The sequence below is a fragment of the Variovorax sp. GW823-FHT04F07 genome (genome assembly GCF_058795995.1).
The window spans coordinates 1,841,166-1,860,524 of record NZ_JBXAIG010000001.1 but is presented as its reverse complement, the minus strand read 5'-3'; the positions used below and the strand labels follow the sequence as shown (position 1 = coordinate 1,860,524).

Genomic DNA, 19,359 nt, shown 5'->3' with positions numbered 1-19,359 from the left:
GGTTTCTCCGTGGGAAGTCAATGAAGCGGGGTGCTGGCGCGATGGGCGGTGCGCGCCGCGGGAACGGAAGGAGCGCCTGTCGGTGCGGCGAACTGGTGTCCGAAGGCCAGCAGCTCGGCCTCGGTGCCCGGCGCACCGATGGCCTGGATGCAAACCGGCCGGCCGCGCGCGTCGGTGCCGATCGGGAACGACAACGAAGGGAGCCCGAGGTAGTTCACGAAGGCGTGGTAGTGGTGAAGCGCGACCAGTTCGCGCGGGTCGAAGCGGTCGGAGGTGGTGGTCACCGCTTGCGCGTCGGGCACGCCGCGCGGCAGCGAAGGCAACAGCAGCACGTCGGCTTGCGCAAGGTGCCCGGCGACGAAGGCGTCTCGCCAGCCCGCGCGGGCTTCGCAGGCGTGTCGGTACCAGGCGGCCGGGACGGCCCAGCCCGGCAGGAGGATTGCTTGCGTGATCGGCGCCAGCGAGCCCAGTGCGTGGCGCACGCTGTGCGCATGCGTGGCCGCGGCCTCGACGTGCAGCACGATCTGGGCAAGACACGACAGTTCGTCGAGCCCGTGCAAGGACGCGCGGTGCCATGCCACCGCGTGCGAGGTGGCGCGAGATTCGAAGGCCCCGAGCCGGCTTGCAACGTCGTCGCGCAGGTCGGGCTGGTCCAGTGCCGACGCCACGCGCCAGCGGCGGTGGCGCGACAGGTCTTCCTCGATGCCTTCCAGGCTGAGCAGACGCTGCGCCATCGGCGCCTCGTCGGGCAGCAGCGCCGCGAACACATGGGCCGCATCCGACACCGAGCGCGCCACCACGCCGACGGTGTCCAGCGACGGCGCCAGCTGCGACACGCCACCCGCGTCGATCACGTCGGCGCCGGGCTTGAATCCGACCACGCCGCAGGTGGATGCGGGAATGCGCACCGACCCCGCGGTGTCCGTTCCCAGCGAGGCCCGGCACAAGCCGGCAGCCACCGCCACGGCCGAGCCGCTGGATGACCCGCCGACCGCCGCCGCCGGGTCCAGCGGATTCAGCGGTGCGGGAAAGTGCGGGTTCTCCGCGGTGGCGCCGCAAGCGTACTCCGCCATCACAAGGGCGCCGAGGTAGGTCGCGCCACGCTCGGAGAGGCGTCGCAACGGGGCGGAAGGAGGGCTGGTCACCGCATCGGTCGCAGCGCCTTCCGGTCGTCCTTGCCCTGCGGCGCGCAGCCCTGTGCCAAACACGTCCTTGTGCGCCATCGCGATGCCGGAGAGCGGCGCATGCGCGACCGGCCGGCTGTCTGTCGCGCGCTCGACCAGGCAGTGATGGACGGCAGCGCCGCGCTCGAAGGCCTCGCGCTGCAAGGCCAGCGCTTCGTCGGCCGAGCTGGCACCCGTGGCAATCGACCGGCGCAGCGCGGCGATGGAGGGCGTGCCCGCATCACTCATGCGCGTGCTCCACGGGGCGGATATCGAGCGGCGGTGTGGTGCCGGCGGCCAGACGGCTCGCCATGGGCGCCAGCCGTGCCAACGTGCGCGCCGCGCGGACCTGAAGTCCGGGTGCGGCATCGATGCCATGCAACTGCAGGCTCAGCGTGACCCATGTCTTCCATGGCTCGAGGGTGGGGTCGGTCAAAGCGGTCTCCTGGCACCGTGCGCTCTCTCTGGAGCAGGTAAAATTAAAAGATGGATGAGGTCTATAAATATATTTATAACTCACAAAAATGTTTTATTCAATCGTTGTTTACGGGAGCTCGTCCCATGAAAACCGCTGAACGCATCCGCCTTGCGGTCGAGGAGTCCATCCGCGACGGCACGCTCCTGCCCGGAGACACGGTGGACGAACAGGCGCTGATGACGGCCTACGAGGTTTCGCGCACGCCGGTGCGCGAGGCGCTGCTTCAGTTGCAGGCCCAGGGGCTGGTGGAAAGCCTGCCGCGTGGCGGCATGGTCGTCGCGAAGATGGACATGACCCAGCTGCTGGCCATGTGGGAGTTGCTGGCCGAGCTCGAGGGCTTGTGCGTGCGGCTGGCCTGTGAGCGCATGACGCCCGAAGAGCGGCTCGACCTCGCCAAGTCGCACGAGCGCGCCGCCGCCGCGGTCAAGAAAGAAGACGTCAAGGCCTGGCAGGAGCACAACCGGCGCTTCCACGAGGCGCTCTACCAGGGGGCACGCAATCCCTACCTGCGCCAGGAAATCCTGCGGATGCGTTCGCAGACCGGCGCCTACAGGCGCCACGCCTTTGCCGCGTTCGGTCGCCTCAAGTCGTCATGGGAGCAGCATTCCAAGCTGCTCGACGCGATTCAGCGGCGCGATGCCAAGGCGGCGGCCGAACTGATGGTCGAGCACATGAGCCCCGGCCAGGGCTCGACCAACTTCGCGTCGTTCATGGCGGCGCTGCCGAAGGAACTGATGGGGTGAGCGGCGGCAACTGCTGCTTCAGGAAGGTGACCAGCGCGTGCACCTTCAGCATCAGGTGGTCGCGCGTCGGATAGACCGCAAAGAGGCGCCGAGGCGGCGCCACGTAGGCGTCGAGCGCGGTCTGCAACGAGCCGTCGGCCATTGCATCCTTCACCATCACCGACGGCACCAGGCCCAGCCCGACGCCCCGGCGCATCGCGTCGATCAGCAGCAGGCTGTTGTCGGCGCGGAACGTGCCGCTCACCCGCACACGCGCGCGCCCGTCCGGTCCGTCGAACACCCATTCATCGCGGTCGTCGCCCAACAGGTACTGCAGGCAGTTGTGGCCCGACAGGTCGGCGGGTGTCGTGGGCCGGCCATGGCGCTCCCAGTAGGAGGGCGCGGCGCACACCACGCGGGCCAGGTCCATCAGCGGCATCGCGACCAGGCTCGAATCTTCCAGCCGCGCCTGGCCGCGCAGCGCGACATCGATGCCCTCGCGCACCAGATCGACCGGCCGGTCGTTCAGCCGCATCTCGAGCTCGATGCCCGGGTGTTGCGCCTGGAACGCATGCAGATACTCGTGGAGATGCGACAGCGTGAGCGACACCGGCGCCGCCACCACCAGCCGCCCGGTCAACCCGCGGCTCACCGAACGGACATCGGTCAGCGTGCGCTCGGTGTCTGCCAGCGTTCGCTGGCAGAAGCTGTAGAAGCGCTCGCCGGCTTCGGTGAGCTGCATGCTGCGCGTCGTTCGCGCGAGCAGGCGGCAATCGGTCCAGGCTTCCAGCGACTGGATGGCCTTCGTGACGACCGAGTTCGAGAGGTTCAGCGCGCGGGCGCCAGCGGCCAGGCTGCCCTGTTCGACGACGCGGCAAAAGTACTGCATGGCAGCGTAGCGATCCATGGCGCCGAGCGTACCAGCCGACGAGGCCAACGCAGCACGCGCGAGCGTCTCAGCGCCGCAGCGGGATGGCGATGGGGCGCATCGGTGCGGCGTCGCCGCCACGCAGCTTGAGCGACGCACCGATGAACGCGAACTCGTAGACGCGGTCCTTGGCGAGCGCTTCCAGGTTGACCAGCTCGATGATCGGCGCGCCCTGCTGCGCGAGCAGGTAGGTGTGCACCGGCACGTAGTTGTCGTCGGCGTCGGGCGGGAAGGTCTCGAAGCTCAGGTTGTCGGCACCCACGACCATCGCGCCACCCGACTCCACGAGAAAGCGCGCGGCATCCACGCTCATGCCCGGCGGCGAATCCATGTAGGCATCGGCTTTGTCGTAGAGCTTCATGCGGCCGGTGCGGATCAGGACCACGTCGCCTGTCTCCAGCTTCACGCGCTGCTTGTCGAGCGTCTCCTGCAGATCGGCCCGGGTGACGCGGTAGCCGGGCGCCAGCATCTCGACGCCTTTGGCGGCGGCAACGTCGATCAGGACCCCGCGGGCCACGATCGGCGGGATGGTCTCGGCGCCGGTCTTCTTCCAGCCGCGGTCGCCCAGGTGTTCGCGCGCCTCGAAGCCGTTCCAGATCTTGCCGTCGAGGCCGAAATGGTTGAGCGCGTCGATGTGCGTGCCCATGTGGGTGTACATCGAGATGGCCGCGCCGGTGTAGCTCACGTGCTTGTTCTGCGTGTGGCCGACGCCCATGGGGTCATCGACCACGGTGCCGTGCGGCGTGTGCGTCATCCAGATCTGGTAGCGCGGGTCGCCGATGCCGTGCCAGCTCGGCATGCCGACGAAGTACTCGACCGACAGGTCGTACACACGCGCACCGTCCGCGCGGGAAAGCACCTGGGCCTTGGTGCTCGCGGTCATGAGGTTGAGTCGGCCGAGTTCGTCGTTCGGGCCCCACGGGCTCTTGCCCACGACGGGGGCTGCGAAGGCGAGGGTGACGCTCATTGCGCCCCATAGAGACGCCGCGGCGCCGATCCTGCGTATCCATTGCGACATTGAAAACTGCTCCATTTCGTTCGGTTGCTTGGTTGGCTTGGCACGCACTGCGCGGTGCCAGGTGCTGACCTTAGGAGGAACGAAGTCGCGCGGAAACCGCGCCGACGGCAAAGGTCCTTTCTCGATTCGCGAACGATGAAACCGGCGGAGACAGATCCCACGGAGGGTAACTACCAATGTGCGACGGAATGCCTATAAATATATTTATAAACATTATGCGTACACCATGAAGGGCTGGCGCATTCCTGGAGTTCTGTCATTGAAGAAAAAGGAAACTGCTGTGGACGCTACCTCTGTCTCATCCCTCGCGCGGCCTTCGGCCGGCGCCCATTCCCCCTCGGACCACGACCGCATGCACCGCAAGATCGCATGGCGGCTGGTGCCGTTCCTGGTGTTCCTGTTCCTGCTGGCGTGGATCGACCGCGTCAACGTGGGCTTCGCCAAGTTGCAGATGCTGCAGGACCTGCAGTTCAGCGAAGCGGTCTACGGGCTGGGTGCGGGCATCTTCTTCATCGGCTACTTCCTGTTCGAGGTGCCGAGCAACCTGCTGCTGCAGAAGATCGGCGCGCGCAAGACGCTCGCGCGCATCACGATCCTCTGGGGCCTCACGTCGATGGCGATGATCTACGTGGAAACGCCCACGTCCTTCTATGTGCTGCGCTTCCTGCTCGGCGCATTCGAGGCCGGATTTTTCCCGGGCGTGATGCTGTACCTGACGTACTGGGTGCCGGCGCATCGCCGCGGCAAGATCAACGGGCTCTTCATGACCTCGTTTGCCATCGCGGGTGTCGTCGGCGGGCCGCTCGCAGGGCTGATCATGAGCGGCATGGAAGGCGTCGCGCCGTTTCGAAACTGGCAATGGCTCTTCTTGCTCGAAGGCATTCCTTCGGTGCTTGCCGGCTTCGCGGTGCTGGCCTGGCTGCCGGACCGGCCCCAATCCGCACGCTGGCTGACCGAGGCCGAGAAGCACGCGCTGGCCGCCGAACTGCAGAAGGAGAACGCCGACGCCCCCAAGCAATCGAGCTTCGCCCGGGCGTTGCGCAACCCCATGCTGTGGCTGTGCACCGCCGCCTATTTCTGCATCGTGAGCGGCAACGCCACCATTGCCTTCTGGACGCCCTCGATCGTCAAGGAGCTGGGCGTGAAGGGCACGCTGAACATCGGCCTGCTGTCGGCCATTCCGTTCATTCTGGGAACGGTCGCGATGGTGCTCAACGGCATGCATTCGGATGCCACCGGTGAGCGGCGGCGGCACTGCGCCTATGCGACGCTGATCGCCGGCGTCGGGCTCGTGGCCACCGGCGTGTTGATCGAGCAACCTGTGTTCGCCATGGTCGCGTTGAGCTTTGCGACCATCGGCATCCTCGCCGCCTTTCCCGTGTTCTGGCCGATCCCCGCTTCCTTTCTCACGGGCACCGCTGCGGCGGGTGGCATCGCTTTCATCAACTCGGTCGGCAACCTGGCGGGGTTCGCTGCGCCCTTCACGATGGGGTGGCTGAAGACGTCGACGGGAAGCGTGGCCGCGGGCCTCTATGCGGTCGCGGGACTGGAAATCATCGCGACGCTCGTGTTGTTGTATGCGATGCGCAATCGAGCACGCTAGACAGTGGTGCATCGCTCCCTCTGGATCCTTGCCGTTGCACCGCATGCGCCTTGTGAGTCAAAGAGCGTTGCCCTTCCGGGCCGGAAGAGACGGCCCCTGTGCGGGCCTTCCCTTTGCCCGGCAAGCGCGCAGCGCTGCAGCACGCGGGAGTTCAGGGCCGACCACCTGGAAGGTCCGCAGCGCGAGTCAGTGCCCTCAGAAGGCGTGCCGAATGCCCATGTCGTAGGCGGTGGTGCTCGAGGGGACATAAGGTGCGCTGATCCCGGCAATGCCGTTCGCAAACCTCACCCCGCCTCCGGGACTGATGGCCATCGCCGCATTCACGGACCCGTTCCACTTCATCTTGGTTCGCGCAACAGTGGCATAGAGCGCGGTGCGCTTTGACAGGTTGTACACATAGCCGACGGCGAACTTCTCGATCCTGGCATCGTTGTCTTGCACCCATGCAACGGGATTCAAGGCATTCACCGCATGAGGAGATGCGTAGTTCACGCGCGAATAGGACGCACGGATCAATCCAGGCCCGACCGGGGCCGTGATGCCGATCAAGCCGCCGGTGTACTTCCCATTGCTCTCGTTCCTGAAGGGATATGGAATGCCGCCGATGTTGGCTACGTTCATCTTGCTGCGCTCATCCCTGATCTGCGACAACTGGCCGAACAATTTGACGACATCGAAATCGTAGGAGACCCCAGCGTTGAGGATCTTCAAACGGTCCTTGTCGAATCCGCTGAGATCGTCCTTGGTGTCTTCCTGGTAGGCGATGGCCAGGTTGAGCGGGCCACGTTGATAGCCGAACCGCCCCCCGACGTTTCGCCCGCCCTTGCTCGGACTGTGGCTCACGCCGCTCTGCTTCAGGTTCTCATGCAGCGAGTACATGACCTGGCCGTAGAACCCGCCAAGATGGCCCGGCAGGAAATAGCCGACGCTGTTGGAGGCGCGAACGTAGTTGTCAAAGGGCATCAGGTTCGCGGGCGACTTTCCGTGGCTGGTGGTGAGCCCCGTGCCGATCGGATTCCATAGGTTCGCGCCAACCCCGACCGTGCCGAAGGGATCGAAGACCGTCAGATTCCAATAGGTCGGCACATAGTCGCGACCGAGGCGCACTTCGCCGAACGGCCCCGACAGGCTGACCGTCGAGCGGCGGTCGAAAACGCCAAGCCCCTGGGCTCCGTCGTCCGGTGTGAGTGTGGATTCCAGCCAGAAGCCTGCAGCAAGCCCGCCGCCCAGATCCTCCTGTCCGCGAATGCCCAGGAGAGAAGGGGTGTGCGCGCCCGACGCGAGCTTCGTGGCGCCTTGCGAGATGGATGCCGGCGCTGCCAGGGACCACCAAGGCAGGCCTGCGGGCAGCACGCTCTTGGTCTGGTAGTGGCTCACCGAGATGTCAATGACGCCGAAGAGCGTCACAGAAGACTGCGCCCAGCTCGAAGGCCCGATGAACAGCGATGCAAGTGAGATGGGAAGAAAAAGCTTACGCCCGTGGTTGTGCATGAATGTCTCCTTCGTTGTTGTTGATTGCGCAGGGGAAAAACGGCCTGCCGCCGCCTGCGCCCAGGTCTTGTGTCTAGGCTGAGGGCGCCTCGAACACGGTCGCGACCGTCCCGTCGCGCAGCCATTCCTCCAGAACCCGCGCCAACGGCTTTTCCGATGCGGTCTTGGGGATCGCTTCGATGGCCATCAGCCGCCCGGGAAGGGCGTTCTTCGACAGCGTCTCGCGCAAACGCGCATGGAGCACCGAAAGGTCCAGGTCGGCGCGATGCGGGACAACGGCTGCGACGACATCGCGTTCGCCTGGTGCCCCCGAGGCCGCTGCCGTGCCGAACACAAACGCATCGCGGACCAGGCCGGTGTCCGCGATGGCCTTCTCGATCTGCGCCGGGTCGATGAATTCGCCGTTGCGGCGAATGCCATGGCCGCGGCGGTGCTCGAAGTAGAGCCAGCCGTGCGCATCGGCGCGCACGATGTCGCCGGTCCAGAGCCAACCGTCCTTGCCTTTGCTCTGCGAGGCCTGCGGGTCTTCGAAGTAGGCGATGTCGAAGGGCGCGCCGCTGGCCGGCCGGAACGCCAGTTCGCCTGGCGTGCCCGCAGGCGCATCGTTGCCGTCTTCGGCGACGATGCGGACGGAGAACGCCGGGTGCGGGCGGCCGATGCTGCCGACCGGACCTTTCCCGAAAGGGTTGACCGTCAGCCCGCCTTCGGCGGTGCCGTAGAACTCCAGAACATGGACGCCGAAGCGCTGCTCGAAGTCACGCCAGATGGCCTGCGGCATGCCCGCGGCGACGACGAAGCGCACGACATGATCCCGGTCGCTGGGCGACGGCGGCTCGCAATAGACGGCGGTGGTCATGCCGCCCAGCAGGGTGAAAGCGGTGCACCGGTGTCGACGCACGATCTCCCACAACCGCGACTTGGTGAAGCGGCGCGACATGACGCAGGCGATCCCGAGCCTCAGGGCTGCACCCAGCGTGACCAACTGGGCATTGGCGTGCGTCAGCGACAGGCCGGAGTAGAGGCGATCGTCGTCGGTGTAGCCAAAGGCGGAGGCCGCCAGTGCCGCCGTGTCGACGAAGCGGCGGTGGGTGATCACGATCCCCTTCGGCTCTCCGGTCGTGCCGGAGGTGAAGAGAATCTGCATGGGGTCATCGGGATCGACGGGCGTGAAGTGTGCCGAGGGGTGGCCTGCCTGTGTGTGGCGGGCCAGCAGTTGGGCGTAGTCCAGCGCTTCGCAGGCGCGCGGCGCATCTGCCGCAAGTTCGCCCGAGGCCACACGCACGACCCAGCGAAGGTGGGTGGCGCGCGATCGAATCTGCGCGACCGCAGCGGCGGCATAGTCCGCCGCGATCACACCCACGCAGTGCGTGCGATCGATCAGTGCGGCGAGCCTGTCGCCTTGCGCCCGCGCATCGATCGGTACCAGCACCGCCCCGAGGTGCGCGGCCGCCACCATGGCTTCGACGAACTCGGGGTGGTTCGCCATCACCAGCGCGATGGCGTCGCCACGTCGGATGCCCAGGCCTTGCAGGGCCCGGGCCAGCGCCAGGCCGTTCTCGTGCAGTTGCAGGAAGCTGCGCTGCTGCTCGGGCAAGGCTGGGCCCGCCTCGAACGTGAGGGCGATCGCATGGGGACGCGTGCGTGCGTGATGGCCGACGAGATCGGCCAGGGTCTTGAAATCCGTCATGTCAGTCTGCCTTGATGCCCGTCTTGTCGATCAGGGCCTTCCATTGCGCCGTCTCTTGCGCCGTCAGCGCAGCCAGTTCAGCCGGCGTCGAGCCCTCGGGTGTCAGGCCGAGTTGCAGCAGATGGCTTCGGAATGCGTCGCTCTTCAGGATCTGCTGCACCTCGGCGTTGAGTCGCACGATGACCGGCGCGGGCGTGCCCGCCGGTGCCCACAGGGCGTTCCAGCCGCTCAGCTCGAATCCGGGCAGGGTCTCCCGGACCGTCGGCACCTGCGGCAGGACGGAGAGTCGCGCGGGTGTGGTCACAGCCAAGGCCTTGACGCGGCCGCCGCGAACCAGCGCCAGCGCCGAGGCCTGGGGCTCCAGCCGGACTTGCACGCGCCCCGCCATCAGCTCGGTGTTGGCATTGGCGCCACTGCGGTAGGGCACATGCAGCAGGTCGATGCCGCACTGCGCCTTGATCAGCTCCATGCCCAGGTGGAAGGCGCTGCCGTTGCCCGTGGAGGCATAGGCCAGCTTGCCGGGCTCGCGCTTGGCCAGGGCGATCAGCGACGGGAGGTCGGAGGCCGGCAGGCCGCTGTGGGCGAGCAGCACGTACCCGCCGCGCGCGACCAGGCTGATCGGCGCCATGTCCCTGGCCGGGTTGTAGGGCAGCCGTGGGTAGAGGTGCGGGTTCATCGTCGCCACCTGGTTCATGGCGTAGAGCAGCGTGTGCCCGTCGGCGGGCGCCTTGAGCGCCTTGTCGGTGCCGATGATCCCCGAGGCCCCCGGCATGCCTTCCACATAGACGGGGTTCGACAGGCGTGTCGACAAAGCTTCGGCGATCAGACGAGCCACGATCTCGGGTGCGCTGCCGGTGGTTGCGGGCACGATGACCTGGATCGGTTTGGACGGCCAGGCCGCGGTGGCGGCCCTGGCAGCGTTGCCGGCAAGGCCGGACAAGCCCAAGGCGAGCGATCGCCCGAGGAGAGTGCGTCTGGAATACATGGTGGCGTGCTTCATGTGCGTTGTGCAGCCCGTTCAAGAATGGTGATGGTCGCGGCCGCTTCTTCATGGCCAAGAAAGCCGCCGCCGTTCTCGGCGAGCGCCAGGCGCGCATTGGCCACCTGCCGTCCGCCGGCCTCGCCGCGCAATTGCAGGACGAGTTCATGGATCTGCATCAGTCCGGTGGCGCCGATGGGATGCCCCTTCGACTCCAGTCCCCCTGAGGGGTTGACCGGCCGGCGGCCGCCCAGTGCGGTGTGGCCATGCTCCGCGAGCCATCCACCCTGGCCGGGCTCGCACAAGCCCAGGTGTTCGCACTGGACGATTTCTCCGAAGGCCGTGGCGTCATGGACTTCGCTCACGTCGATGTCCTCAGGCCCGACGCCGGCATCGGCGTAGGCGCGCAGTGCGGCGCGGCGGCTGATGGGCGTCTCGCGTCCATCGACGCGGTCCGATCCGCTGACGAGAACACTGGCCCGCACGCGCACCGCACGCTTCGCATCGAAGCGCTCCAGGGCGTCCTCGCGCACGATCAACGCCGCAGCCGCGCCATCGCCGATCGGCGCGCACATCGGCAGAGTCAGGGGCCAGGTGATGGCGCGCGCCGCGAGCACCTCGTCGACCGACATCGCGACGCGATGCTGGGCCAACGGGTTGTGCACGGAGTGGCTGTGGTTCTTGGCGGCCACATGGGCCAGCTGCCGCTGCGTGGTGCCGTGGCGCGCCATGTGCGCGCGGGCCAGGGCCGCATAGATGTCCATGAAGACGCTGCGTTGCTGTGCGACGGGGGCTTGTGTGGGGTCCTCACCAGCTTGTTGTGCGAGAAAGCGCAGCAGTGCCTCAGGCCTTTCGGCGTCATGGGCGCCATCGAAGATGGAAAAGGTGCGGGCCTTGTCCGGATGCGACAGCTTCTCCGCTCCCACCGCCAATGCGACGTCACACAGTCCGGCGCGCAGATGGGCGCAGGCGAGGTAGAAGGCGGTCGACGCACTGGCACATGCGTTCTCGACGTTGATGATCGGAATGCCATCCAATCCTGTCTCGCGCAGCGCTACCTGACCACCGATCATGTGCTGCCCCTGCAGGAGCGATTGGCCGACGTTGGCAAAGAACGCCGCACCCACCTGGTCGGCCGTCGCGCCAGCGTCGGCCAGGGCGAGATCGATGGCCTGGCGGGCCATCGTGCGCAGCGCAACATCCGCGAAGCGGCCCGTGGGCGTGCTGCCCACGCCCACGATGTACAGCGGAACCGTCATCTCAGGCCTTCGCTGCCGCGGCGGGCGCTGCCGTGCGGCGAATCCGGTTGCGTAGCGTGCCGATGCCCTGCGCCTCGAGTTCGATGACATCGCCATCGCGCAGCAGCCGGCCGGTCTCCACGCCACAGCCGCCTTCAAAGGTGCCAGAAGCGAAGAGTTCGCCAGGGTGCAGCGTGCACGAGCGACTGGCATAGCTCACGATGTCCTCGAAGGTCAGTTGCATGTCGACGGTGCTGCGGGTGGTCTGCACGACACCGTTGAGCCTCGACTGCACCTGCAGCTGGTAGAGGTCGGGGATCTCGTCCAACGTGGCGATGCAGGGGCCGATGGCGTAGGCGCCATCGAAGTCCTTGCTCTTGCCGGCCGGGCTGCCCTCGGCCACTTGCGTATCCCGCGCGGTGAAGTCGTTGAACAGCGTGACCCCGAAGATGTGGTCGCGTGCTCGCGACACGGGGATGTCCTTGCCACCCACGCCGATGACGGCGGCCAGTTCGAGTTCGTAGTCCAGCGATTCGGCGAAACCCGGCCAGGCGATCTCGGCATCCGGCCCGGTCATGTTGAGCGGATTGCCGGTGTAGAAGCGAGGCACGGTGAACCAGTTCGGGGGCAACTCGAGCGAGCCATCGGCTTGTGCGGCGGCCATGGCGGCCTCCGGGTCGGCCGACCGGGCGGCCAGTTGCTCGGCGCGTCGCCGCAGGAAGAACCTGGGGTGCTCGATCATGGTTCCCCAGTCCCGGATCAGCGGCGGATTGGGCAGCGGGGGAAGCAACGCGGCGCCGGCCAGGGAGTCTGCAGCGCCGCCGTGCTTGGCGATCTGCGCACGCGCAAGGTCCCAGGATGCAGGGCCTGCGCGCAGGAAAGCCAACGCAGAGCCGAAGGCCTCTTCGCCAGGGTGGCGAGCCGTGAGGTCCAGCACGCCGTCGACGCCGATGAGGGCACCGAGGCGAGGTGCGTCAAAGCCCTCACGCACAAAAGTCACGATACGCATTGAAGTCGCTCCTCAGTTGGAAAGGAAGGCCACGGCGCGGGCGGGGGCGGCGCTGGCGCGCGCCAGCTTCAACGGGAAGAAGCCGACGTGGAAGCCGCGAAGCGGCAAGGCGCCGAGGTTGCACAGTTGCTGGACGATGAAGGCCTCCTTCTCGCGGATCGCCTTGTGGCCGTCCCACAGCTGCTGCTTGTCGCCCGTTTCCTTGAAGGCCTGGGCCATCACGGCGAAGGGACGATCCCAACCGACCGCATCGGTGCCGAGCACGGTGGCGCCTTGCTCCGACAGGAACAGCGTGCCTTCGCGGCTCATCCCCGGGTACTGAAAGAAGGCCGGCTCGCCCAGGCGATATCGCTCTTGCCCGGTTCGGATCAGCACGGCGTCCCCGGGACGGATGGGCTCGCCCACTGCGGACAACGCCTGGCGAAGCGCATCGACGGGGATGGCCTGCCCAGGCTGCGCCCAAGGGCGCACATCGAGCACCTTGCCGGGGCAGAAGAGCTCGTTCAGTTCGACCTGGTCGATGGTGCGTGAGGTTCGCCCCTCGCAGGTCGATCCGCTGTGCAGCGGTGCGTCCACGTGCGTGCCGCAATGCGACGACATGTCGTTGAGCACCTCCGAACCCCAACCCTCGCCGTCGGGCAAGTCGTCGTGGGTGCAGCCGAAGAAGTGGCAGAAGCGGTCGCGGCCGTCCGGCGTCGCCGGATGGGAGTAGTCCACCCGGGGCGCCACCACGCCCGCGGCGGCGGCCATGGCGGGAGGAAGCAGATCGCGGTCGTGCGGGTCCAGCGTCGAGGACAGATCGATCAATCTCATGAAGTCTCCTTTAAGTCATACGTGCGTATAAATATACAACTGTATGATTTCAAGGATTGGCTGTCAACGAACTTCAATACCTCGCCACTTCCCTCATGCCCAAGCCCACCGCAGCGAAAACCGCCGACTCTTCGAAGCGGCAGGCGCTTTCCGACACCACCGCAAACCAGATCCTCGACGCCGCCGAGGCCCTGTTTGCTGCACATGGCTACGGGGGCACCAGCATGCGAGCGATCGCGGAGCGGGCCAACGCCAACCTGGGAGCCTTCCACTACTACTGGGGATCGAAACAAGCGCTGTGCAAGGCAGTGCTGGAGCGCCGCCTTGGGCCGGTGATGAAGGAGCGCAAGGAGCGCCTGGATGCATTCGAGGGTCGGAAGGTCCCGTTGCGAGACATCCTGCGGGCGTCCATGGCGCCCTCACTGCTTGTCGCGGGAGCCAGTGTCCAGGAGCGCGAGTCGTTCCGTGCGTTCTACGGCCGCATGCTGATGGACCCTGCCGATGAAGTGCATGCGCTGACAGCCTCCATCGTGGACGATTTCGCGCGACGCTTCGTGGATGTCGTGAGCCACGAGCTTCCTCACTTGAGCAGCGAAGAGTTCTACTGGCGCGTCATCTTCGTCTACGGCGCCTTCTTCTATTCGCACAGCACGCACACGCGGGTGCAGGCGCTGTGGCCCGAGAAGTTGCAGCAGACCAGCATCGAGGCCGGTGTCGACTACCTGGTGAACTTCATCGAGGCGGGCCTCAAGGCAAAGCCGGCGCCCAGGTCCGCGGGTTGACGGGCCACCTGACAGACAAGCGTCTGGTGGGGGGCAGCACTGAGATAAGTGATTCGAATGTTCCGGTCGCGCTGGCGGCCATGGCACTGCTCGTCCGAAACAAGAGGCCGGAGCGCCGACAACAGGACCCCTCACGAACACCGGCCGCAGTGATCGAGATCGAAAGCGACCCGATCAAATGACGCTCAGGAAATGCGACTTCGTTCTCTACGCCGCGTCTTCCGGCATGCCATCAGCACCAAATGCGACACCGCGCTCTTCCAGCTTCTCGCGCGCGGCGTGGTGCACCACGCCGCGTTTGCGCGTGTCGGACTCCAGCAGCCTGCGCAGCGTGGCCTGGCTGACATTGGCATTGCGCACCACTTCCATGCGAACGCCCCAGAACTTGTCATTCGCAAAACGATCCAGGATCTCTTCGTCTGCATCCGGGTTCATGGCCGCCACGGCGCGTATGGCCTGATTGGGATCAGTCAAGAAGGGCTCGAGCTCAACCGCATTGGCTGCACCACTGGCAGCGGTGTAACGAAGCGCCTCTGCAGCTTTCTGTTCAGTTGTCTTTTTGACCATTGCACTCTCAAAGTGATGAAGCTCACCGAGCTTCTCATGCGCAATGGTTGATGCATCCGAATTCCGGCTGCCCGGGTCGGATATGCAGCCATGGATCCCGCAAGAATCCTCGCGACTTGTGGGGGACGAAACGACTTTTCTCCAGCTTTCGGCTCAAGCCGGCGACGGGCGCGCAGCCAGTGCCAATCGGGCGGCAGGGATGCCGCCAGCATCGGGCCGTGAGGCATGCCGGGAAAGGCGAGGTACTGCGCACGCACGCCTGCGCGGTCGAGTCGCCCCGCCAGGTCCCGGCCAGCCTGCGGTGGCACGGCGGCCCGCTGGTGTCGCAGGCGTTCGGCGCGCGCCGTGCTGACACCTGCAGGAGATGGCGCGGCAGGACTCTCGCCTTCGGTCGAGGCGCCCTGCATGAACAACAGCATGGTCTCGCGCCCCGCCGGCAGGGGGCGGGGTGTTCGGCCTCGCGCAGGATGAAGCCGTCCTGCCACCACAACGAGGGGTCCGCCGCCGCGCAGCGGGAGAAGAACTGCGGCCGGCGCAACAACGCGTGCAGCGCGAACAAACCACCGTACGAGTCTCCCGCACAGCGTGCGGCGTCGCGGATCCAGCGGTGCGCGCGCCGCCAGGGCCGGCACCGCTTGGGCGACGATGAAGTCGAGAAAATGATCGGCGCCGCCGCCTGGTCGGCCAGGTTCCTCGTCGTCCCAGGTCGGACCGTCCGCGCGCACCGACGGCGTGTAGTCATAGGCGCGCATCGCCGCGTCGAAACGCAGATCGCTGTCGGGGCCGATGGCCAGGATCATCGGCGCGTCGCCGCGAGCGCTCAGTGCATCGAGTTGTGCATTGCCGAGCGAGCAGGCAGCAGTTGCTGCGATCGCACAGGGAATTTCAGGTCGAAGGGAGTTCCAATGCGGTCTACGACAGGCCGTTCTACGGACTTGCCTGTCGGGATCGTCCTTCAAGCAGGCATCGGCGGCCCCTCGTCCGGCGGCGGAAATCGCTGCAAAGCAGACCAGCGCGGCTGGCTACATGCAAAGAAGGCGGGATGGGAATGAGCTCCTCATAAGCCACACAGTCGATAGCTGAAAACGGTGGCCGATCAGTGCGCAGGATCCATGCGCAGCCGGTACGCCACGCCATCGCGGCCAGGGTCGGCGCCGCCGTGCAGGCCATCGGCCTGGACCTGCACGCCGTGCACCCAGCCGATGGTGTAGTTGTACGGGTTGCGGCCAATGGCGTAGCCCTGTGCTTCCAGCGCGCGCGTGGTGGAGCGCGGAATGCGGTTGCACACGTCGATGGCGTTGCTGGTGGACGAGAAGCGAGGTGCCGACACCGCTGCCTGCATCTCCATGCCGTGGTCGATCACGTTGAGCAGCACCTGCAGCACGCCCATGGCGATCTGCGTGCCACCGGGGGCGCCGAGCACCACGTCGAGCTCACCGTCCTTGAAGGTCATGGTGGGGCAGGACGAAGTGAAGCGGCTCTTGCCCGGCTGGATGCTGCCGGCGCGGCCCGGACGCGGGTCGAACACGCCCATGCAGCCGTTGTACAGAAAACCCATGCCCGGGGTGATGATGCCCGAGGGCATGGCCAGCGAGTGGGTCAGGGACACGGCGTTGCCGTCGGCGTCCACCACGCTCAGGTGGGTGGTGTCGCGCGGCACGGGTGCGCCAGGGTTCACGCGCTCCACGTTGAAGCGATGGCCCGTGCGGATCTGCTCGGCCACTTCGCGGGCCATGTCCTTGGACAGCAGCTGATCCAGCGGCACATCGAAGAACTTCGGGTCGCCGATGCAGCGGTCCTTGTCGATCGTCGCCTTCTTCATGGCCTCGCACACCCGCTGCAGGTAGGCGGGGCTGTTGTGCTCCAGGTTCGCCAGATCGAAGTGCTCGAGGATGTTGAGCATCTCCAGCAGCATGGCGCCGCCGCCCGGGGGCTGGTTGGTCGTGATGGTGCGGTCGCGGTAGCGGCCCACCAGCGGCGGGTTGCGCTGCACCTGATACCGAGCCAGGTCGTCGAGCGTGATCAGCGCCCCCAGCGACTGCAGGTGCGCCACCATTTTTTGCGCCAGGTCGCCCTGGTAGAACGGGCGCGCACCTTCTTCGGCAATCTGGCGCAGCACCGCAGCCATGCCTTCGTTGCGCAGCGGCGCACCGATGGGCTTGGGGCGGCCATCGGGGCGGCAGTACAGCTGGCGGCTTTCCTCGCAGTACTGCAGCCGCTCCAGGTTGCCGACGCGACCCATGGTGGGCTCGTCGATCCAGAAGGCGTGCATGCCGGGGCGCACAAAGTAGCCGTCCGCTGCCCAGCGGATGGCGGGCTCCACCACCTGCTGCCACGGCAGGCGGCCGTGCGCCTGGTGCATGGCCTCCAGGCCCTTGAGCGTGGCCGGCGTACCGATGGACTGGGGGCCGATGTCGTTGACGCGGCCCTTGAGGATGAAACCGAAGCCGTCCTTGGTCTCGCCCTCCAGCAGGTGCTCCCACATGTTTTCCCTGGCCGCCAGCGGCGCGGGCGAGTGGAAGTCGAAATATTCATGCACCTGGGCGCCCGGCAGGTAGACGGCGGCGGTGCCGAAACCTGCGATACCGCACATCAGCGGATCGACCACGGTCTGGGCCAGCGCGGTGGCCACGGCGGCATCCACTGCGTTACCGCCTGCGCGCAGGATGTCGATGCCGGATTCGGCCGCCTCCGGCTGCGGGCAGACCACCATTGCTTCTTTTTTCATGAGGTGTGAAGACGAGCCCCTTGCTGCATCGGCGATACGGCAAGGGGTGAAGATGGAAGAAAAGGGGGCGGTGCTTGTGCGGTCGCCGGCTTACTTGGCGCTGAGGTTCAGTGCCCCGAGCGTGGGCCCCCAGGCCTTGGCGTCACGCGCCGCCGTTTCCATGACCAGTGCGGAAGGGCCGGACATGGGGATCACGCCCATGCTTTTGAGCTTGGCCTGCACGTCGGGACTCTGGTGGAAGGCCGTCGTCGCCTTGTTGAGCTTTTCCACAATGTCGGCCGGCGTGCCGGCGCGTGCCACCACGGCACTCCAGCCCATGTTGTCAAAGCCCTTCACACCCAGCTCACCCAGGGTGGGTACATCGGGCAGCTCAGGGGTGCGTTGCGGCGACAACACGGCCAGTGGATTGAGCTTGTGGTTCTTGATGTGGGGCAGGGCGGTGCCATACACCGGGGCCATCACCTCGGTTTGCCCGCCAATGGTGGCCAGGATGCCGTCGGCCTCGCCCTTGTAAGGGATGTGGGTCATCGAAATGCCCAGGGCATTGGACACCAGCTCGACCGCCAGATGGGTGGAGTTGCCCAGGCCGGCGGACGCGAAGTTCAGCTTGCCGGGCGCCGCCTTGGCTTTTTCCGTCAGATCCTTGAGCGTCTTGATGCCCGTGGCCGGGTTGGCCGACAGCACGAACGGCACCGTCGTCAGCATGGTCACGCCAACAAAATCCTTCTCGGGGTTGTAGGGCAATGGCTTGTAGGTGAACTGATTGAGCACCATCAGCGACACGCTGCCCAGCAGCAGGGTGTAGCCATCGGCGGGCGCATTCAGCGCGTTCTGTGCGGCAATGAGGCCGCCCGCACCGGGCTTGTTCTCCACCACGATGGTGGCGCCAATGGCCTTGCCTGCGTGTTCGGCCCACATGCGTGCGATGGTGTCGCTGCTGCCGCCCGGGGCCTGAGACACGATCAGGCGCACGGGACGACTGGGGTAGGAGGCTTGCGCGAACACAGTGGTGGCCGTGGCGGCCGCGACCGCGGCACCCATCAGGATCTTGTAGACGTTCGTGATTGCTTTGGGCACAGGGATTCCTCAGAGGGTCCATCATGAAAAGATGAAGTAATTTTCATGACAACCCCTGCCATCCGCCTAGTGAAAATGCAAAATGGATGCATGAAGGTTTACTCATGATCGAGCGTTCGGAAGGCCTGTCATGGGCACGAGGCATCAAGGTCCGGCATCTGGAATCCTTTCTGGTGCTGGACGAGGCGGGCACGCTGACCGAAGCGGCGGCGCGCCTGCACATGACGCAATCTGCCATGTCGCACTGGCTGGCAGAGCTCGAACGCGTGGCGGGCACGCCGCTGGTGGTGCGCGGGCGCAAGGTGCAGCTGACGCCTGCCGGGCATCTGCTCAAACGCCTGGCCATCACGGTGCTGGGCGATATCGCCCGCACCGGCCTCGAAATGCATGCGGTGGCTGCGGGGCGCGTGCCGCGACTGAACGTGGGCAGCGTCTGGGCAGGCATCGCCGGCGGCCTGCCCGAAGCCGTGACCGCCTTCCAGCAGCGCCATGCCGATGTGGCCGTGTCCATCCACGACGGCCTGTTCGACGACCTGCTCAAAGGCCTGGACACGCGTGCCATGGATGCCGTGATCGGCGTTCTGGATGCGCGGGCGCACCAGCCGCAACTGGCGCATCACGTGCTCTTCGACGACCAGGTGAGCATCGTCATCGGCCAGGGCAGCAAACACTGGAACAACGACCAGCCGCTCGGCTTTGCGGATGTGTTGCGCGAGCAATGGGTGATGCCGCCCCTTGGCACGCTCACCCGCATCCAGATGGATGCCTACCTCATCGAGCAACAGGCATCGTGGCTGGTGCCCAAGGCAGAAACCGCCTCGTTGGCCATGATGCAGGCGCTGCTGCAAAAGGGCGACTATGTCGGCGTGTGTGCGGAATCCATGGCGGACTACATGGCCTCGCTGGGGCTGTTCCGCAAGGTCGCCGTCGATTCGAACATCCGCTTCGGCCCCATCACCGTGGTGTGGAACCGCGAGCACGTCTCGGCCACGCTCATGGATTTCATTGCCTGCCTGAAGGCGCATGCGCGGGGCTTGCCTGCCGCACACGTGCAGGAGGCGCCCAGCGCTTAGCGG

Annotated in this window: 18 protein-coding genes; 4 read left to right on the top strand and 14 right to left on the bottom strand. The window is 66.3% G+C overall.

Going from position 1 to position 19,359, the window contains the following annotated elements; translation table 11 throughout:
• Positions 1 to 17: 17 nt before the first annotated feature.
• Both AC1RAA_RS08610 and AC1RAA_RS08605 read right to left on the bottom strand, forming a co-directional pair.
• Positions 18 to 1,412 (bottom strand): amidase, encoded by a 1,395-nt coding sequence (locus AC1RAA_RS08610; protein ID WP_492727631.1) that lies wholly within the window; start codon positions 1,410 to 1,412, stop codon positions 18 to 20.
• The gene (locus tag AC1RAA_RS08605) at positions 1,405 to 1,599 is read right to left on the bottom strand and encodes a hypothetical protein (protein WP_492727630.1); all 195 of its coding nucleotides are present in this window, start codon (positions 1,597 to 1,599) and stop codon (positions 1,405 to 1,407) included. The genes AC1RAA_RS08610 and AC1RAA_RS08605 overlap by 8 nt, the downstream gene beginning before the upstream one ends.
• A gap of 125 nt (positions 1,600 to 1,724) precedes the next feature.
• Between AC1RAA_RS08605 and AC1RAA_RS08600 the strand changes: the two genes are divergently transcribed.
• Positions 1,725 to 2,384 carry a GntR family transcriptional regulator gene (locus tag AC1RAA_RS08600; RefSeq protein WP_095745971.1) on the top strand — a complete coding sequence of 220 codons (660 nt, stop codon included), beginning with the start codon at positions 1,725 to 1,727 and terminating at the stop codon, positions 2,382 to 2,384.
• Here the strand turns inward: AC1RAA_RS08600 and AC1RAA_RS08595 are convergent.
• Positions 2,350 to 3,270 carry a LysR family transcriptional regulator gene (locus AC1RAA_RS08595; protein WP_492727629.1) on the bottom strand — a complete coding sequence of 307 codons (921 nt, stop codon included), beginning with the start codon at positions 3,268 to 3,270 and terminating at the stop codon, positions 2,350 to 2,352. The two genes, AC1RAA_RS08600 and AC1RAA_RS08595, sit on opposite strands and share 35 nt — an antisense overlap.
• Positions 3,271 to 3,319: 49 nt before the next feature.
• Complete coding sequence (locus tag AC1RAA_RS08590; RefSeq protein ID WP_223301353.1) at positions 3,320 to 4,258, bottom strand: cyclase family protein; 939 nt, start codon at positions 4,256 to 4,258, stop codon at positions 3,320 to 3,322.
• A gap of 403 nt (positions 4,259 to 4,661) precedes the next feature.
• Between AC1RAA_RS08590 and AC1RAA_RS08585 the strand changes: the two genes are divergently transcribed.
• On the top strand, positions 4,662 to 5,912 hold the full coding sequence (locus tag AC1RAA_RS08585; RefSeq protein ID WP_492727628.1) for an MFS transporter: 1,251 nt from the start codon (positions 4,662 to 4,664) through the stop codon (positions 5,910 to 5,912).
• A gap of 195 nt (positions 5,913 to 6,107) precedes the next feature.
• On the opposite strand, the gene AC1RAA_RS08580 is transcribed toward AC1RAA_RS08585, so the two are convergent.
• The 6 genes from AC1RAA_RS08580 to AC1RAA_RS08555 form a co-directional block, all read right to left on the bottom strand.
• A complete protein-coding gene (locus AC1RAA_RS08580) occupies positions 6,108 to 7,403 on the bottom strand; it encodes a porin (RefSeq protein WP_492727627.1) in 1,296 nt (431 codons plus the stop codon).
• Between the two features lie 73 nt (positions 7,404 to 7,476).
• On the bottom strand, positions 7,477 to 9,090 hold the full coding sequence (locus tag AC1RAA_RS08575) for an AMP-binding protein (protein WP_492727626.1): 1,614 nt from the start codon (positions 9,088 to 9,090) through the stop codon (positions 7,477 to 7,479).
• Position 9,091: 1 nt separating this feature from the next.
• Positions 9,092 to 10,090 carry a Bug family tripartite tricarboxylate transporter substrate binding protein gene (locus AC1RAA_RS08570; RefSeq protein ID WP_492727625.1) on the bottom strand — a complete coding sequence of 333 codons (999 nt, stop codon included), beginning with the start codon at positions 10,088 to 10,090 and terminating at the stop codon, positions 9,092 to 9,094.
• Entirely contained in the window at positions 10,087 to 11,328 is a 1,242-nt protein-coding gene (locus AC1RAA_RS08565; protein ID WP_492727624.1) for a thiolase family protein, read from the bottom strand. Before AC1RAA_RS08565 ends, AC1RAA_RS08570 begins: the two co-directional genes overlap by 4 nt.
• Before the next feature lies 1 nt (position 11,329).
• Positions 11,330 to 12,316, bottom strand: a complete 987-nt coding sequence (locus AC1RAA_RS08560) for a fumarylacetoacetate hydrolase family protein (RefSeq protein ID WP_492727623.1) — start codon at positions 12,314 to 12,316, stop codon at positions 11,330 to 11,332.
• A gap of 12 nt (positions 12,317 to 12,328) precedes the next feature.
• Positions 12,329 to 13,129 (bottom strand): cyclase family protein, encoded by an 801-nt coding sequence (locus tag AC1RAA_RS08555; RefSeq protein ID WP_492727622.1) that lies wholly within the window; start codon positions 13,127 to 13,129, stop codon positions 12,329 to 12,331.
• A 95-nt stretch (positions 13,130 to 13,224) separates the two neighbouring features.
• Here AC1RAA_RS08555 and AC1RAA_RS08550 point away from each other — a divergent pair, with 95 nt between their 5' ends.
• Positions 13,225 to 13,911: a TetR/AcrR family transcriptional regulator gene (locus tag AC1RAA_RS08550; protein WP_492727621.1), complete on the top strand. Its 687-nt coding sequence runs from the start codon at positions 13,225 to 13,227 to the stop codon at positions 13,909 to 13,911.
• Between the two features lie 207 nt (positions 13,912 to 14,118).
• On the opposite strand, the gene AC1RAA_RS08545 is transcribed toward AC1RAA_RS08550, so the two are convergent.
• From AC1RAA_RS08545 to AC1RAA_RS08530, 4 genes are all read right to left on the bottom strand, one after another.
• The gene (locus AC1RAA_RS08545) at positions 14,119 to 14,478 is read right to left on the bottom strand and encodes a hypothetical protein (protein ID WP_492684218.1); all 360 of its coding nucleotides are present in this window, start codon (positions 14,476 to 14,478) and stop codon (positions 14,119 to 14,121) included.
• 34 nt (positions 14,479 to 14,512) lie between these two features.
• Positions 14,513 to 15,220 carry an alpha/beta hydrolase-fold protein gene (locus AC1RAA_RS08540; RefSeq protein WP_492727620.1) on the bottom strand — a complete coding sequence of 236 codons (708 nt, stop codon included), beginning with the start codon at positions 15,218 to 15,220 and terminating at the stop codon, positions 14,513 to 14,515.
• Between the two features lie 354 nt (positions 15,221 to 15,574).
• On the bottom strand, positions 15,575 to 17,206 hold the full coding sequence (gene ggt, locus AC1RAA_RS08535; RefSeq protein ID WP_492727619.1) for a gamma-glutamyltransferase: 1,632 nt from the start codon (positions 17,204 to 17,206) through the stop codon (positions 15,575 to 15,577).
• 90 nt (positions 17,207 to 17,296) lie between these two features.
• On the bottom strand, positions 17,297 to 18,283 hold the full coding sequence (locus AC1RAA_RS08530; RefSeq protein ID WP_492684993.1) for a Bug family tripartite tricarboxylate transporter substrate binding protein: 987 nt from the start codon (positions 18,281 to 18,283) through the stop codon (positions 17,297 to 17,299).
• 104 nt (positions 18,284 to 18,387) lie between these two features.
• Here AC1RAA_RS08530 and AC1RAA_RS08525 point away from each other — a divergent pair, with 104 nt between their 5' ends.
• The gene (locus AC1RAA_RS08525) at positions 18,388 to 19,356 is read left to right on the top strand and encodes a LysR family transcriptional regulator (RefSeq protein WP_492727618.1); all 969 of its coding nucleotides are present in this window, start codon (positions 18,388 to 18,390) and stop codon (positions 19,354 to 19,356) included.
• Positions 19,357 to 19,359 lie beyond the last annotated feature (3 nt).